The 15,254-nt window shown below is 54.0% G+C and carries 15 protein-coding genes; 2 read left to right on the top strand and 13 right to left on the bottom strand.

Annotated elements, in window-relative coordinates; translation table 11 throughout:
* Nucleotides 1–176: 176 nt before the first annotated feature.
* From L1N82_RS08135 to L1N82_RS08115, 5 genes are all read right to left on the bottom strand, one after another.
* Complete coding sequence (locus tag L1N82_RS08135) at nucleotides 177–992, bottom strand: DUF368 domain-containing protein (protein ID WP_235286875.1); 816 nt, start codon at nucleotides 990–992, stop codon at nucleotides 177–179.
* A 406-nt stretch (nucleotides 993–1,398) separates the two neighbouring features.
* The gene (locus L1N82_RS08130) at nucleotides 1,399–1,692 is read right to left on the bottom strand and encodes a helix-turn-helix domain-containing protein (RefSeq protein ID WP_235286874.1); all 294 of its coding nucleotides are present in this window, start codon (nucleotides 1,690–1,692) and stop codon (nucleotides 1,399–1,401) included.
* Nucleotides 1,646–2,206 (bottom strand): hypothetical protein, encoded by a 561-nt coding sequence (locus L1N82_RS08125; protein ID WP_235286873.1) that lies wholly within the window; start codon nucleotides 2,204–2,206, stop codon nucleotides 1,646–1,648. The genes L1N82_RS08130 and L1N82_RS08125 overlap by 47 nt, the downstream gene beginning before the upstream one ends.
* A 45-nt stretch (nucleotides 2,207–2,251) precedes the next feature.
* Nucleotides 2,252–3,259, bottom strand: a complete 1,008-nt coding sequence (locus tag L1N82_RS08120) for a FecCD family ABC transporter permease (RefSeq protein WP_235286872.1) — start codon at nucleotides 3,257–3,259, stop codon at nucleotides 2,252–2,254.
* Complete coding sequence (locus L1N82_RS08115; RefSeq protein ID WP_235286871.1) at nucleotides 3,259–4,314, bottom strand: FecCD family ABC transporter permease; 1,056 nt, start codon at nucleotides 4,312–4,314, stop codon at nucleotides 3,259–3,261. The genes L1N82_RS08120 and L1N82_RS08115 overlap by 1 nt, the downstream gene beginning before the upstream one ends.
* 314 nt (nucleotides 4,315–4,628) lie before the next feature.
* On the opposite strand from L1N82_RS08115, the gene L1N82_RS08110 reads away from it, so the two are divergent.
* The gene (locus L1N82_RS08110) at nucleotides 4,629–6,182 is read left to right on the top strand and encodes a M14 family metallopeptidase (RefSeq protein ID WP_235286870.1); all 1,554 of its coding nucleotides are present in this window, start codon (nucleotides 4,629–4,631) and stop codon (nucleotides 6,180–6,182) included.
* A 153-nt stretch (nucleotides 6,183–6,335) separates the two neighbouring features.
* Here L1N82_RS08110 and L1N82_RS08105 read toward each other — a convergent pair whose 3' ends face one another.
* Complete coding sequence (locus L1N82_RS08105) at nucleotides 6,336–7,778, bottom strand: S41 family peptidase (RefSeq protein WP_235286869.1); 1,443 nt, start codon at nucleotides 7,776–7,778, stop codon at nucleotides 6,336–6,338.
* A gap of 209 nt (nucleotides 7,779–7,987) precedes the next feature.
* Entirely contained in the window at nucleotides 7,988–8,830 is an 843-nt protein-coding gene (locus tag L1N82_RS08100) for an aldo/keto reductase (RefSeq protein ID WP_235286868.1), read from the bottom strand.
* Between the two features lie 232 nt (nucleotides 8,831–9,062).
* Between L1N82_RS08100 and L1N82_RS08095 the strand changes: the two genes are divergently transcribed.
* On the top strand, nucleotides 9,063–9,872 hold the full coding sequence (locus L1N82_RS08095) for a Cof-type HAD-IIB family hydrolase (protein ID WP_235286867.1): 810 nt from the start codon (nucleotides 9,063–9,065) through the stop codon (nucleotides 9,870–9,872).
* Between the two features lie 82 nt (nucleotides 9,873–9,954).
* On the opposite strand, the gene L1N82_RS08090 is transcribed toward L1N82_RS08095, so the two are convergent.
* From L1N82_RS08090 to L1N82_RS08065, 6 genes are all read right to left on the bottom strand, one after another.
* A complete protein-coding gene (locus L1N82_RS08090; protein WP_407946725.1) occupies nucleotides 9,955–11,019 on the bottom strand; it encodes a sulfate ABC transporter substrate-binding protein in 1,065 nt (354 codons plus the stop codon).
* An 84-nt stretch (nucleotides 11,020–11,103) separates the two neighbouring features.
* Complete coding sequence (locus L1N82_RS08085) at nucleotides 11,104–12,168, bottom strand: sulfate/molybdate ABC transporter ATP-binding protein (RefSeq protein ID WP_235286865.1); 1,065 nt, start codon at nucleotides 12,166–12,168, stop codon at nucleotides 11,104–11,106.
* 3 nt (nucleotides 12,169–12,171) lie between these two features.
* Nucleotides 12,172–12,969 carry a sulfate ABC transporter permease gene (locus L1N82_RS08080; protein WP_235286864.1) on the bottom strand — a complete coding sequence of 266 codons (798 nt, stop codon included), beginning with the start codon at nucleotides 12,967–12,969 and terminating at the stop codon, nucleotides 12,172–12,174.
* Complete coding sequence (gene cysT / locus L1N82_RS08075) at nucleotides 12,966–13,772, bottom strand: sulfate ABC transporter permease subunit CysT (RefSeq protein WP_407946723.1); 807 nt, start codon at nucleotides 13,770–13,772, stop codon at nucleotides 12,966–12,968. Before cysT ends, L1N82_RS08080 begins: the two co-directional genes overlap by 4 nt.
* Nucleotides 13,773–14,107: 335 nt before the next feature.
* Nucleotides 14,108–14,479: a DUF4383 domain-containing protein gene (locus L1N82_RS08070; RefSeq protein WP_235286863.1), complete on the bottom strand. Its 372-nt coding sequence runs from the start codon at nucleotides 14,477–14,479 to the stop codon at nucleotides 14,108–14,110.
* Nucleotides 14,480–14,614: 135 nt separating this feature from the next.
* Nucleotides 14,615–15,247 carry a YigZ family protein gene (locus L1N82_RS08065; protein WP_235286973.1) on the bottom strand — a complete coding sequence of 211 codons (633 nt, stop codon included), beginning with the start codon at nucleotides 15,245–15,247 and terminating at the stop codon, nucleotides 14,615–14,617.
* Nucleotides 15,248–15,254 lie beyond the last annotated feature (7 nt).

Raw genomic sequence — 15,254 nt, 5'->3', positions numbered from 1 at the left:
CAAACATCCATTTGATTATAGTATACCTCATAGCAGCATCTTATTCAAACATCTGTTTGAATGTGTGGGTAGAAGCTCCGTCTGGCTGGATATCAAAAAAGCCGTCTATTCCCTTTTACAGAGGGAACAGACGGCAAGCAAAGCTATGTATCAGACAGAGGGCACTCCATGCCAGCTTATCGGTCAAACCGACCAATGAGCAGGGAGCATCCATAGCCGATGATAAGCGTCACCAGACAGATCACAAGCGTACCGATATGCGAGGTAAAGCCCGGGAATACAACGACAATCGAACCGACCACCATGCCGATGATTACCGCGTAAGTCCCTGCCGTATAATGCGCGAGCAGGAAGTGGATCAGTCTGCTCATGACGAGAATGCCGATCACGACTCCGCATCCGACAACCCCAATGACCAGCAGATTCCGGTCCGACAATGCTCCAATGACAGTCGGGTAAGCGCCAAGCAGCAGGAGCACGAAGGAACCGCTGATCCCCGGCAGGATCATGGCTGAGCTGGCAAGCCAGCCGGCAAAGAACAGGAAAATATAATCTCCTGTAGTAAAGGTCTTAATTGCGGTATCCAGCCCGTCCTCCCGGGCAAAAGCAGTGAGCGCTACAAGCACGGCTGCTATAGCGATCAGCAGGTAGTGCGAGGCGCGAAACGACTTTTTATACTCAATTTTCCGGAGAAGCAGTGGAATTATGCCCAGAATCAGACCCAGGAAGAAGAAGAAGGTCGGTTTGGGATGGTGCTCAAGGAGCCACTCCATCAGACCGCTTAAGGTGAACACGGCTGCCAGTATGCCGATTCCGAGCGGTATCAGAAATGCAAAGTGCTGCTTCCAGCTGCGGCTGAAGATGCCGTTAATAGCCTCTAGCAGCTGCTTGTAAATGCCCAGCGCAAGGGCCATCGTCCCGCCGCTGACACCCGGGATCAAATCACTGATCCCCATCACTACGCCTCTAATGATATTACGCCATTCCATCATGATTCACTGCTCCCATTCCAAATTATTATATCTGTCTCTATACTCCGCCCAAACAGGCTGTATCCATTTTACAATATGTAGCATACATAATTCGAGCATTATTATTTGAATTCGCCTAATCCCTGCAGCCTGCCTTGACAGCCAGCCCCCGGTGTGGAAGAACAGCCTTTCTGTTTAGATACATTTCGTAACCAGACATCTCTAAAGGTTAATTGTAACCTATATCTGATCATGGGGGCAACGGACCACCTAGAGGGTGTTCCCCATACAAAAAAGCCCCCGGCAGCCGGCCGGATACCGGATTAGCTGCACCTTGAGGGCCGTTTATTGAGACTGCTCTTCACAAAATGGCACCACTTAGCTGAACAGAGCGGGTGCAGCTCGTGAGTATAATATCCTCGGGTTGTCAGAACTCATACTCCCGTTTTGAGAAGCGGCTCGGTGACAAGCCAAAATGCTTCTTGAACGAACGGCTGAAATAATAGACATCCTGATAACCGACCAGATGGGAGATGTCTTTAAGCGAGGCGCGTGAAGTAACCAGCATTTGCTTGGCGCGCTGCATGCGGATGCGGATCAGGTAATCAATCGGACTCATGCCGACATGATTTTTGAACAAGGTTGCATAGTACCCCACGCTCAGGTTCGCCAGCTCAGCCAGACTCTGAAGCGAAATCGGCTTCATATACTGCTGCTGCATGTACTCCTTTGTCCTCTCCACCGCCTGTAGGGCCTCCCGGGCAATCCTCCTCGCCACAAGCAAGCAGGCGTGAGAGGAAGGTATAGAACAGGGCTTTGGAGCGAAACTGCTCGATCTTGCCCGGCTTATTCCAGTTGTGCAGCATCTCCTCCAGTACCCGAACATCCCCTTCTACATCAACAGCATTCAGGAAGGAATGGGATCCGCCAGGCTCTGAAGGCATTTCTCCCGAAGCATCGCTGTAGAGTATCATATAAAATTCCAGCGGCATATCACCTTGTACGGAAACGGTCATTCTCCTGTCCGCTTCCATATGGAAGACACTTCCGCGCGAAGCTTCATAATAGCTGCAGTCAAAACCGAATTCACCTATACCGCCGCGCACATAGACGAAACACGAAGCGGGCACTGCATAAGCATGCTGCTCATCCCCGGGCTCCTCCACCGTGTTAAATACCCCAACCAGCGAGAAGGATGCCTGCCCTAACCGGTCGATTAACCAGGATCGATTCATAATCCCCACTCCTTTCCCTTATCCAAGCTTCAAGCAGCTTGTCTGCTATCTCGTTCTTAGCAGCAAGTAAATAAAATATGGCGCTCCAATAATCGCAACAACTATCCCGGCAGACACCTCGGTCGCACCAAGGATTACACGCCCGATCGCATCTGCCGCAAGCACCAGCAGCGCACCTGTCATCGCACTGGCCGGAATCAGATATTGATGCTGCGGACCAATAAGCCTTCTTGTCAAATGAGGTGCGAGCAGACCCACGAAGCCGATCCCGCCGCCTACCGCTACACAGGCCGCGGCCAGAGCGACGGCTGCAGCAATGAGGGTTTGTCTGGTGCGCTCTACGGCTGTGCCAAGTCCGATTGCGACCTGTTCTGTCAGCGTAATAATGTTCAGATGGCGTGCATAGAGCATCATCAGCGGAATCAGAATCACGATCCATGGAAGCAGGGCAAGCACGTACTGCCAATTCGTTGCCCACAGCGTCCCTGCCAGCCATGTATACACGAACTGGTATTCATTCGAATTCATCATTGTGGCGAGGACCATCATAGCTGCATTGATACCGGCGGCAAGCGCCACACCAACGAGCACAATCCGGATCGGTCGGATGCCTTCCCCCCGCTTGTATGACAGTATGTACAGCGCTGCAGCTGTTGCAAAAGCTCCGAGCATGGCGACAACTGGCAGAGCAAAGATCGAGCTGAACGTGCCCATTAGCCCAGACACCACATACAGGTTAACTCCCAGACCCGCGCCGCTTGTTATGCCAAGGATAGCCGGATCAGCCAGCGGATTTCGCGTTACAGCCTGCAGTACAGCTCCTGAAACGGCTAAGCCGGCGCCTACAAGAATCGCCAGCACGATGCGAGGAAGCCGGAACTCCAGCAGCACCAGCTCCTGCTTGGCAGTGCCGTACCCCAACAGAGTCTTAACGATGTCAGCGGGCGGCATCCACTTGTACCCCATATTGGCGCTCGCCATGAACATGAAGACGATAAAAGTGCCAAGAACAGTCATAACGAAGGCGGACCGGCGACTCCTTTTGAAGCTCATCAGAACTCCCTCCTTTCTTTCCTGGCTGCATAAAGGAAGAAAGGTACGCCGATCATTGCGATCAGGGCGCCAAGGGGAACCTCCCTCGGAGGGTTGATCATCCGGGCACCAAAGTCACCCGCGACCACCAGAATGGCACCTAGCACGGCCGTACAGGGAATCACCCAGCGGTAGTCCACCCCAACCAGCGATCGCGTCAGGTGCGGGATGACCAAGCCCACAAAGGCCACCGGGCCTACGAGCGAAACACTGCCGCCGGACAGCATGAACACAACGACCAGACTGGCAAAACGGATCAGTCCGGTGCGCTGGCCGAGGCCAGCTGCTATCTCCTCGCCCAGACTAAGAACTGTAATAGAACGAGCCAGCACAAATGCCGCAAGCAGACCCGCGATTATCCATGGGAGCGCAATCTGCACCTGGATCCACCGGGTGCCTGCTACGCCTCCCGCAAACCAGAAGGCCATCTCCTGACCGACGCGGAAATGAAGTGCAATGCCTTGACTGACCGCCAGGAACAGCGCCGAAATCGCAGAACCCGCCAGCACCAGTCGCACCGGTGAAAGTCCGCCCTTTACAGCAGAGCCTATGCCGAAGACAAGCGCTGTCGAAACGGCCGCACCCGCAAAGCAAAATAACATGATGCCTTGATAGCTCTGCGCCGGGAAAAATGCAAAGCAGGCTGCAAGCATAAGCGTCGCACCCGCATTAATGCCCAGTATGCCGGGATCAGCCATCGGATTCCGTGATATTCCCTGCATGATAGCGCCGCTCACGGCAAAGCCGGCCCCCACTAGCGCGGCAGCGATAGTCCGCGGAAGGCGCAGCTCATATATGACCTGATGATCGGTAAGCTCCGGGTTAAAAGCAATCAGCGACCGCCATACTTCAGCCAAGCTGATGCTCCGCGGGCCAGATGCGATGGCAAGCCCCATAGCAAGCATAAGTACGACTGTCCCCACAATTAGAACCACAATGGCATTAACAGGCCTGGCCTTAACTGCCGGTATACCTTGTTTACCGGAGGTCGGCGATTGCTGTGCCGAAGAATCCATATGTTCACCTACATCCAGTAATGAGAATCATTTTCACAACTCTTATCTCCATTATTTGAGAAGGATTCTCATTTGTCAATATTTTTCTTCATAGTGTGCTCATCAACCATTCAGGTCATGGCATGTTTTCCATTATATCGAATCATCGTTTTGCTTGCTAATGATGACGGATATCCCTCTATTCCTCATGGGAGGAAACGACTTGCCCTCTGTCGAATGAAGTCAGATCAGCCCTGCGAGTGGTAGTTTCCGCATTCGGAAATTCGGAAGGCCGACTGTAATGACTTTTTTATCCGAAAGAGAGGACCCGGCGTATGTTATCTCTGTATCAAGCGAAGCGCGGGCTAATTATGCTGATGTGCTTTCTCCTGTTTATCAGCATTATGCCCTTTTCTGGCTCCGCCGCGGCGGCCTACATCGTGAACCCGAAGCAGACTTACACGTACAAGATCATGGTCAGAGATCTTAAAAAGCTGGAGCAAGCTTATCCGGAGCTGATTAAGACCCATAGCCTCGGCAAGAGCGAATACGGACGCGATATATGGGCGGTTGATCTCGGCAGGGGACCCGCGGTTATGATGCTCAATGGCTCCCATCATGCGAGAGAGTGGATCACAACGATTCTGCTGATGACCATGGTTGACCGGTACGCGCAGGCTTATGTCCGGGATACGACTTGGAACGGCTACTCCGTTCGGGAGCTGCTTGATCATGTAACGTTCCGGATTATTCCCATGGTTAACCCCGATGGTGTAACCCTCCAGCAGCAGGGTTTGTCCGCCTTCCCGGCAGCCGATCATGCCGCGCTGCTGAAGATGAACGGCGGCAGCCGGAACTTCAAGCGGTGGAAGGCCAATGCCAAGGGGATTGATCTGAACAGGCAGTATCCGGCTGGATGGACTAGCATCCGAAACCCTGCTCCTAGACCTTATTACATGAATTATAAAGGAGTAAAACCGCTGCAGGCCAAGGAAGCCCAGGTTATGGCCGAAGCTACCCTTGCCGCTTCACCGGAGCTTGCGCTTGCCTACCATTCCTCAGGTGAAATTGTTTACTGGCATTTTCACACCAAGCCTGCCAGTGTCGCCCGGGATAAGGCGCTTGTCCGCCGCTACAGCACCATGACAGGCTACCGCATTGTTGCCCCGTCGGCCAATCCGTCCGGAGGAGGCTATACCGACTGGTTTATCAGCACCTTCGACCGTCCCGGCATGACACCGGAGCTGGCCCGGCCTGCCGGAGAGGTTCATGTGCCCCTTACCGAGTGGGACCGGATCTGGAGGCAGCACCAGAATACCGGCTGGATGCTCGCCGCTGAAGGGTACAAGCTCTGGATGGGCCGGCAGCAAGCTGTCCAAGCTGACCATGAGCTCCGGCTGACACGGACAGAGCGGGCTTCGAAGTGGCCGCAGCTCAAATCCGCGAAGCTCGATATCGTGTACCCCGGACGCTACGAGGTTCTTAGAGTCAAGGGGGACTGGGCGGAGATCGCAACAGCCTCCGGCTCCAGATGGATCAGCACCGGTGCTGCCGTACAAGGCACCTTCGAGATTCTGCAGGATACCTGGCTCGAAGTTTCGCCAACGACCGGGCTGTACGCTTCGCCGCTAGACCGTCTTCCAACGGCAGCACGACTGTCCCGCCAGACTGTTCAGGCTATGGAACGCTGGCAGGACTGGTATCTGATTCCGACCTACCGAGGTGCCTTCTGGGTGAAGGAGTCGGAGGTCAAGGCAGTTAGCACGCCAGAGCCCGCAAACCAGCCTGACGAGCAGCCAGATCCGCCAACGCCTGCCGGGCAGTCTGAAGCGCAGCCCTTGCCTCTGCCGCCTGATCAGAAGCCGGAAGCTACCCAGCCCACTTCGTGACGAAGTGGGCTTCTCTTTCATTCATTATACGGGATGCAGCTATTATGAGATCGGCTTTCCATATTATAAATTCAATTGTTCGAATGAATCGCAAAGAGCTGTCCGGAAAGTCTCACCGACTTTACCGGACAGCTCTTTCAGCTGCTTGCCGACCTATCGAACTGGGCCGGCAAGCTCTTCACGGAGCGCCTGCAACCCTTCCCGCATCTGCGGATCATCGGACTGTATCTTCTCTCTCAGACGCTCCATAAGCCGGAACGCTGTCCGGGCGGTAATCGTTCCTGTTGGAGAAATCCGCTCCGCTTCCTGGAAGCGCGTGACCGCAGAAGCTGTACGTTCATCGTATATACCTTCAGCCTTGCCTGTGCTGTAGCCCAGCGCTTCAAGCATTTGCTCCGCTGTCTGCACGCTCTGGCCATAACTGCCCGCCTTCTGCACCTCATCGGTCGGCAGGGCCGGCAGCCTTGCATACTCCGGCATCTTAACCTCCTGATCAGGTGCGATGCCCTGCTCATGAATCCAATTGCCGCTTGGGGTTCGCCACTGCGAAGCCGTCAGCTTCAGTACGGAGCCGTCCTTAAACTGCTGGAAGGTCTGTACGATTCCTTTACCGAAGGATTTGACGCCGATCAGCTTAGCGCCGGCCGAATCACGAAGCGCAGCGGCCAGCACCTCTGAGGAGCTCGCCGATCCTTCGTCGATCAGGACGACAATCGGCAGTGTCCACGGCTTCTTCTGCTCTGAACGGTAGGTAATCTCCTTCCGTTCATTCTTATAGACAACCTGAAGAATTACCTTATCCTTCGGAATAAGCCGGTTAGCAATCTCAATCGTCGGATTAACCAGTCCGCCCGGGTTCATCCTCAGATCTATCAGCAGCCCTTTCATCCCCTGCTCAAGAAGCCGGTCTACCGCTTCATTAAATTCCACATCCGTTTTCTCCGCAAAACGGGAGATCTGCACAACGCCAATTCCATCCTCTAGTAATTCGGAAGTGACCGTACGGACCGGCACATTAGCCCGCGTAAGCGAAACTTCGAATGGTTCAGCCAGCCCGCTTCTGCTGATTGTCAGCCTGACCTTCGTGCCTTCCTCACCTCGCGTCAGCTTGATCAGATCGGTCATCGTTCGGCCTTTCATCTCCCTGCCGTCAATCGCAATTATGACATCATCCTTAAGCAGCCCTGCCTTCTCGGCCGGAGCACCCTTAATAGCGGAATTAATGACAAATTCGCCGTCTTCTTCACGGATCTCTACGCCAATACCCACGATATGGTCCTCATACCGCTGGACATAGCTGATACCCTCTTCTCCCGTATAATAGACGGAGTAAGGATCCCCCAGTGAATCTGTCATTCCTTCGGCCGCCCCGTGGATAAGATCAACCCCGGTTGCCCCGTCCAAATAATCGGACATGATTTCCTTATAGGTCCGGTCCAAGTTGGCAAACGCCGGTTCCTTCAGCATCGGGTAACGGTGCTCCATCCACCAGCACCCTCCCGTGAACCCGGCCACTCCGGCCGCCAGCAAACCGGCGATTACGAGCAGTCTTAACCGCCGCCGCCTTGCCTCGGTCGTTGTCGAATACATGCTCATCTCTCCGTTTCCACCCCATAATGACCGTTCAATCCCATTGACTGCAGTTCGTATCTCTATATTGGTGCGGTAAATAACCAAGAAGCCTGCTGTACAAGCACATAACAAGATTGTATGCACAGCTTTCTTACGCTAGAAGCAGTCTCTCCCGGAAAATACACGCCTGAGGTACGACAATGGGAGCAGAGTGATATCAGCCCAGCCTTCCTCTATGTCCGCTCCCTCGCAGCTTTAACTATATCAGCCGCCTGCCCGGATAAGGCTGGAACAGCCACTGCCGCTGTATAAGGAGGGCGGAGCATTTCGTCGAGCCAAGTATCGGTCAGCAAGGTTTCACCCTGCTTGTCCAGTTTCGCTGATTCGTTCGCATCTTCGCCGCCCGCCAGCTCCTGCAGCCTCCGGGATACCTCCCCGGAGGCTGGGCGAGCCTGCAGCAGGACCGGCAGCTTGTGCTCCGCGAGCCAAGCTTCATCCGGCTCTTCAATCCGCTTCAAGCCTGCTGCATACTCCGTATCCAAAGCCAGGCTAACGCAAGAGAAGCCCTTCACACCCGTGCGCTCCGCATGGCGTGCAGCCTCACGCAATCTTTCCATACTCCAGCCGTGGGCGCCAAATGCCCGGCAGTACCCTTTTTGCAGCAGCGCATTCATCCCTTCCAGTATATATCCGACATGCACGTTCGGATCATCACCCTCGAGCAGGTACAGATCCATCACACCGGTATCCGCCAGCTCAAGGCTGTGCAGCAGCCGCCGCTCCAGCACCGTCTTGCGCATCCGTGGCCCCGCATCGTCCTCACCGCTGCCCATTCCGATCCAGAGCAGGCCTTCTCTGCCTCCTGCCATCCTTTTGATGCACCGGCCCAGCAGCCGTATGGTCTCATCCCCCGCATCCGATCCGGTCATAACAGCTTGACCTCCCAGCGCGATATATTCATTCAGCCGGTTCTCCATTACTTGAATAGACTCACTGTTATGCGCCTCTAATGCTCCAATTGCAGGCAGCACAGCGGGCAGCTTTATAGAAAGACCATTAATTGGCCAGTCATTCATAGGTCATCCTCCTCTTCATCTATCGTCATTATAATCCAACTATTGGCCAGATGAAATCAGCCTGAGGCCTGCCCAGCTTGGAACCGTCATACGTTATTGCAGCTTGAACAAGTATCCCGCAGCCCGTTCTCCCTTGTCCAGTCCCGCCTTTTCCGCTACAATCAAGGCTATATGGCTTTATGCATGATCGTAAACGTTATAGAAGAGAATGGATAAGGAGTGGAGCAGACCGATGTATAAATTGATCGCGATCGACTGTGACGATACACTGCTGAACGATGAAGTACAGGTTACCGAAGCCACCAAGCAGGCTCTGGCCGCCGCAATCGCCAAGGGGGTTACCGTCACACTGGCAACAGGCCGCATGTTTGCTTCCGCCCAGCAGATTGCCCGCCAGATTGAGCTTAACGTACCGATTATCACCTACCAGGGCTCACTAGTGAAGAATCTGATCGACGAGCAGGTGCTGTATGAACGCAGTGTGCCGACTGATGCCGCCCAGCAGATCTTCGAATACTGCGAGCAAAAGGGGCTGCACCTGCAGCTGTACATACGTGACGAGCTGTATACCACCGAAGAGAACGACAAGGTGAAGGGCTACTCGAAGCTCTCCAATGTTCCTTACAAGGTTCAGCCCGACTACACCAAGCTGCTGCTTGAGCCGCTGACCAAAATGCTGATCATCGACGATCCCGGGCTGCTCGACAATGTAGCGGATGAGCTGCGTGCAATTGTCGGCGACCGCGTACACATCACCAAGTCCAAAGCGCACTACCTGGAATTCATGCATAAGGAAGGCACCAAAGGACATGCCGTGGCATTCATGGCTGATCTGATCGGCTGTTCGATGGATGAAGTCATCGCGATTGGCGATGCATGGAATGACCAGGAAATGCTGGAGGTTGCTGGACTTGGCGTTGCGATGGGCAACTCCGTTCCGGCGCTTAAGGAGATTGCCGATTACATCACCTTAAGCAACAATGAGGATGGCGTGCGGCATGTGATCGAGAAGTTCATCCTGAACGCGGACAGCCAAGTTTAACCGAACAAGGGCTGCATACGAGTCACGCGACTCGTGTGCAGCCCTTTTTTTATCAATGGATGCCCATCAGTGGTCCTGTGTCTTAAATACCCGCCAGCACCTGATACCAGATGCCGCGCTTCGAATACAGTTCCTCACGAACCTTGGACCAGCCGCCCAGATAACCGATATCAAACAATCCCGCAGGCTCAATAAACTGATCCTTCACTTCCTCGGTGACCTCCGGATTCACTGGACGGAAGCCATGTTTTGTAAACACACGCTGGGCCTCTGCCGAGCCGAGGTATGCAACGAACGCCTCGGCTACCTCACGGGAACCGTGGTCATCCACGTTCGCATCAATTACAGCAGCCGGATTCTCGATTAGAATCGTGTTCTCGGGCACCACAATATCATACGCGACGCCTTGATTGATACGCGCTATCAGCTCGTTCTCATAAGTGACGATTGCATCGCCGACGCCGTACTCGAAGGCTGCCATCGAAGCACGGCCGCTCTTGTCAAGCGACTCCACGTTCGCATGGATTTCAGCAAGAAACTGCTTGGCGAATTCAGGGTCCTTCTGACCGGTGCGCTCCTCCGAAATTCGCAGCCCCGCACCATAGATGGCATTGATATCCCACTGTGCTCCCCCCGAGGTCTTCGGGTTAGGATAGAGTACTTTAATGCCTTCCCTGGTCAGGTCTTCCCAATTCCGAATCCCGAGCGGGTTGCCGTCCCTTGTTCCGATCACAACGATCGAACGTGTAATCATTCCGCCATATGCCCGGTCACGCCAGTCATGCGTAATCATACCCGCCTTCTCAATCTTGTCCAGATCCGTCTCCATCGCGAGTACAGCAACATCTGCTTCAAAGCCGCCGACAATTGATCTCGCCTGAGTACCCGAGGCCTCATAGGATTCCTGGAACGTCACGAGCTGGCCGGTCTCCTGCTTCCACTTCTCCTGAAACATCGGAAGCAGTTCGGCAAATGCGTCCTTAGCGACGGAGTAGGCACCAATAACCAGCGTTACGTCTCCCTTGGCAGGAGCAGTGGCAGGATCGGTTCCTTCTTCCTCCGCCGGCCCTGCGCAGGCGGCACTGAGCAGCAGCAGAAGTACAGCCACGGAACCAAGTAAGGAGCGCCAGAGCGCCGAGCTTCTCACGGATCCTTCTGGCTGCCTGCTCCGTCCGTCCGCACGCTCCGAAGATGTGTTTAGTTTCATTCGTTCACACAACGCTTTCTGCATTTAGATATGAATGGGCATCGGGTCTTCCTTCAGCCTGTTCTCCATCATCCAGCTGTCGCTTTGATTGAACATATAGGCGCGGTGCACCAGCACACGCACTTCGTCGCCCGGATGCAGAACTTCCTTCTCCAGGGAACGGTAGGTAATCAGCGTAATGGAGCCGACCTCCACCTCTACCATCCACTCGCTGCCGCGGAAATGAAGATGCTTGACCTTTCCCTGCTCAGTTGCAGACTGCAAGCGGAATTCCCCAGGTTTGCCGACTTCTATAAACTCGGGGCGGATTAGAGCCTGTGCCCCCGGCCAGCCGGCCGCCTCCTCAAATCCCTTCAGCTTGGACACATCTTCCACAATCGTCGATTCGCCTATGAAGCTTGCCACAAACTGCGTTTGCGGACTTTTATAGATATCCCAAGGCGAGCCCTTTTGTTCCAGACGGCCTTTATTAATGATCATGATCTCATCCGCTACCTCAATCGCCTCATCCTGGTCATGGGTAACGAAGATCGAGGTAATGCCTACACGCTCAATCATTTCCTTCAGCCACGTTCGGAGCTCCTGCCTGATCTTGGCATCGATAGCCGCGAAAGGCTCATCAAGCAGCAGCAGCTGCGGCTCAGGCGCAAGCGCACGGGCAAACGCCACACGCTGGCGCTGTCCCCCGGACAGCTGATGCGGATAGCGGTGCTCAAACCCCTTCAAGCCTGTCAGCTCCACGAGCTCCATAACCCGGTCGCGAATCTGGCTCTTCGAGAACTTCTTGATCTTCAGGCCGAAAGCGACATTATCGTAGACGGTCATATGCTTAAACAGTGCGTAGTTCTGAAACACAAAGCCAATTCCCCGCTCCTGCGGCGGCAGATCATTCACCCGTTTGCCATGAAACACAATATCACCGGAGGAAGGCGTCTCAAGCCCGGCGAGCATACGCAGAATCGACGTCTTGCCGCCACCGCTTGGGCCGAGCAGGCCGATCAGATGGCCTTTCTCAATCGAGAAGCTCACATCCCGCACCGCATGAAAATCACCAAAAGATTTGTTTAACCCGCTGACTTCAATATGCATGGCTTAGTGCACTTCCTTTCGCTTCTTTGCCCACTCCATCAGGAGCAGCAAACCGATTGATATAGCGGCCAATACGAGCGCAACGCTGTTGGCGGCGACAATATTGAAATTTTCGACATCCTGATATACGAGCGTCGTTGCCGTTTGAGTTTTGTTAATAATATTCCCGGAAACGACAAGCACAGCACCAAATTCACCCATTGACCTTGCAACTGTAAGCACCACGCCATAAATCACGCCCCAGCGGATCGACGGCCATGTGACATGCCAGAAGGTATACCAGGAATAGGCGCCAAGCGTCGACGCCGCTTCCTCCTGCTGTGAACCGATTTCCTGCAGGACTGGCATGACTTCCCGGACCATCATCGGAAACGTGACGAACAGGGTCGCGATTATCATCCCCGGCATTGCATACACTACTTTAAAACCGATATCCTCAAAGAAAGTGCCGATTATCGTATTCGGGCCAAGCAGCAGCACAATCATCAGGCCCCCGATTACCGGCGAAACCGCGAAGGGCAGATCCACAATGCTGTTAAGCAGCTGCTTCATTCTGCGGCCAAGCCAATCTGCCCGCACAAGATAGATAGCAAGCATCACGCCGAATAAAGTATTAAGAGCCGTCACAATAATAACGATCAAGAACGTCATCCACAGCGCATGCAGCGATTGAGGACGGGTTAGGGCTTCGATAAAGCCGTCCCAGCCTTCCGCCCACGACCCGGAGAAAATCCGAACTAACGGCGCGATCAGCAGGACCAGAAATACGGCATAGGTTAGTGTTATCCATAGCTTCTTCATACGCCTGACCTCCTCGATTGAATCACGTTGAGGAGCCAAAGAATAAGGAAGGACAGTGTCAGCAAAATAATCGAGACTGCCGCAGCACCCTGCGGATTGTCACTCTCCACTTCGCCAAAGATATAGACCGAAGCAATCAAGGTCTTGCCGGGGATGTTGCCCGCGACAAGGACTACTGCTCCGAACTCCGCAAGCCCGCGCGAGAACGCAAGCATAGCCCCGCTTAATATTCCGGGCAGCATAGTCGGAAATATAACCCGCAGGAACGTCTTTGCCTTGGATGCGCCCAGCGTATAGGCTGCTTCTTCCTCAGCCTTATCCATCTCTTCCAGCAGCGGCTGCACCGCCCGGATGACAAACGGGAAGGTGACGAACAGCATCGCTATCACGATCGCCGGTTCATGGAATACGATTTCGAAGCCTAGCCGCTGCGCCGCATCACCAACGAAGCTGCCGGGACCAAGCAGCAGCAGTATCATCAGTCCGCCTACAGCCGTTGGCAGTGCGAAGGGCAGGTCGACCAGACTGTTGAGAATACGTCTACCGAAGAACCTGTACCGGATAAGCACCCAGCCGATCATGGTTCCGATCAGTACATTGATGACCGTTGCAATGAGTGCCAGACGGATCGTCAGGAGTACGGCTTTCCACGCCAATGGATCGCTCACGCTTTCCCAGAACGGCGCCCACCCCAGTGAGAACGATTGTGTGTAGACGCCAAGTATTGGCAGCACGATCAGGATAATAAAATAGAGCATTATGGCGCTTCTAAAGCCGAAGCTCCACCATCGGCTGCGCAGCATGTAGTTCACGAAATTCTTACCTCCCAGACCTTCGGTATATCCGATCAACCTGCTCATTTTAATAATCGTCTTTTAATTCCTATTATTTTACTAGGTATTATTTACTTTAGCAGAATGGTGCCTGAATCGTCAATCCTTAAATAAGATTTATTGATGAGATACTTAAAGTATAGTAATGAGACAAGCAAAGGGTGCATATTCGGTTGGAAGTCTTCAGGATTTGTGCTTATTGCGCCCCGTATTTGTTCGTATACAGCAACTAAAAAGGACTGCCCGGGTGTCCCGTAACAGTCCTTTTCGTTATGAGGTTTTAGCCCGCAGGCTCCTGCCTTGCCCTATTGGACCCGTCCTCTTCGGGCCGGCTCTGCTTCTGCAGCAACCACAAATCCAAAATACAGGGCGATCGCGCCGGTCAGGAAGTGCAGCACATGATCTGGCAAGCCGCCTTGCAGCATACCGAACAGACTGCCGGTCAGAACCCCCAGCGCAGCAAGCGCCAGATAGAACACCCCAACCACCTGAGAAAACCGGAGGCCATACCCTTCGTGAGCAGCTGCCAGCAGACCCAGCAAGCCGACCACAAGATAAATAATACGATGTGCCATATCAAGCTGCAGCAAGCCAAGCAGCACAGGGCTAATGAAGCCGGTCATACCAAGCAGCAGAAACACAAGCCCTGTCAAAGCGGAAAAACGTCTCACTGCCATCGGATTTCCCCCCGTCATGATAAGTCCGCCTTGCACCTTGGCGATATGACCGCCACCCGGGCTTCCGGCAGAAGGGAGGCGCGCCTCCCTGTTAGACCCTATGCATGTACACTGGAAAAGATGACTTCATACGGCTTACTCGCCTTCTATAAAATAACGGCTTTCCCCCAGGCGGATTATCGCCTGTCCCTGTGTCAGGTCGGTGATCCAGCTTACGAATCTCTCCGCCTCCGGCTCCTCCGGCAGACAGGTAACCGTCACCTTATCGGTGAAATCGGTCCCTCCCACCCGGATTTGCCTGCCGTGCAGCTCGTTCTCGATTTTACCGTACCAGGTGTAATCGACTTCGATGAACACTTCCCGGTGCAGCACCTTGATAATCGCTTCGGCAGCTTCGATGCCGGCTACCGCGCCGTCGGTATAAGCCCGGATCAGACCGCCAGCTCCGAGCATAATACCGCCGAAATATCGGGTAACGACAATCACAACATCCTTCAGACCCTGGTTGCGCATGACCTCCAGAATCGGTTTGCCGGCCGTGCCGCTCGGCTCCCCGTCATCCGATTGCTTCTGAATTTCATCCCTCTCACCAACCATATAGGCCGAACAATTATGTGTTGCATTCCAGTGCTTCTTCTTGATCTCTTCAATATATGCAATTGCTTCCTCTTCGCTGGCGACAGGCTTGGCGTGTCCGATGAACCGTGACTTCTTGATCACGATTTCCTTGCTGGCTTCCTGCCGCAGCGTCTTATAACGCTCTAGCATCCGGCCA

The organism is Paenibacillus tarimensis (assembly GCF_021532315.1).
GTDB lineage: Bacteria > Bacillota > Bacilli > Paenibacillales > Paenibacillaceae > Paenibacillus_I > Paenibacillus_I tarimensis.
Note: the sequence above shows the minus strand (reverse complement) of the source record. Positions and strands in the feature narration are given on the sequence as shown.

Excerpts from the sequence above, each read along its gene's own strand:
- L1N82_RS08115 (WP_235286871.1), bottom strand. The coding sequence starts at position 4,314 with ATGGATTCTTCGGCACAGCAATCGCCGACCTCCGGTAAACAAGGTATA.
- L1N82_RS08070 (WP_235286863.1), bottom strand. The coding sequence starts at position 14,479 with ATGGCAGTGAGACGTTTTTCCGCTTTGACAGGGCTTGTGTTTCTGCTG.
- L1N82_RS08120 (WP_235286872.1), bottom strand. The coding sequence starts at position 3,259 with ATGAGCTTCAAAAGGAGTCGCCGGTCCGCCTTCGTTATGACTGTTCTT.
- L1N82_RS08110 (WP_235286870.1), top strand. The coding sequence starts at position 4,629 with ATGTTATCTCTGTATCAAGCGAAGCGCGGGCTAATTATGCTGATGTGC.
- cysT (WP_407946723.1), bottom strand. The coding sequence starts at position 13,772 with ATGCTGCGCAGCCGATGGTGGAGCTTCGGCTTTAGAAGCGCCATAATG.
- L1N82_RS08135 (WP_235286875.1), bottom strand. The coding sequence starts at position 992 with ATGATGGAATGGCGTAATATCATTAGAGGCGTAGTGATGGGGATCAGT.
- L1N82_RS08100 (WP_235286868.1), bottom strand. The coding sequence starts at position 8,830 with ATGAATGACTGGCCAATTAATGGTCTTTCTATAAAGCTGCCCGCTGTG.
- L1N82_RS08125 (WP_235286873.1), bottom strand. The coding sequence starts at position 2,206 with ATGAATCGATCCTGGTTAATCGACCGGTTAGGGCAGGCATCCTTCTCG.
- L1N82_RS08130 (WP_235286874.1), bottom strand. The coding sequence starts at position 1,692 with ATGCAGCAGCAGTATATGAAGCCGATTTCGCTTCAGAGTCTGGCTGAG.
- L1N82_RS08080 (WP_235286864.1), bottom strand. The coding sequence starts at position 12,969 with ATGAAGAAGCTATGGATAACACTAACCTATGCCGTATTTCTGGTCCTG.
- L1N82_RS08085 (WP_235286865.1), bottom strand. The coding sequence starts at position 12,168 with ATGCATATTGAAGTCAGCGGGTTAAACAAATCTTTTGGTGATTTTCAT.
- L1N82_RS08105 (WP_235286869.1), bottom strand. The coding sequence starts at position 7,778 with ATGAGCATGTATTCGACAACGACCGAGGCAAGGCGGCGGCGGTTAAGA.
- L1N82_RS08065 (WP_235286973.1), bottom strand. The coding sequence starts at position 15,247 with ATGCTAGAGCGTTATAAGACGCTGCGGCAGGAAGCCAGCAAGGAAATC.
- L1N82_RS08095 (WP_235286867.1), top strand. The coding sequence starts at position 9,063 with ATGTATAAATTGATCGCGATCGACTGTGACGATACACTGCTGAACGAT.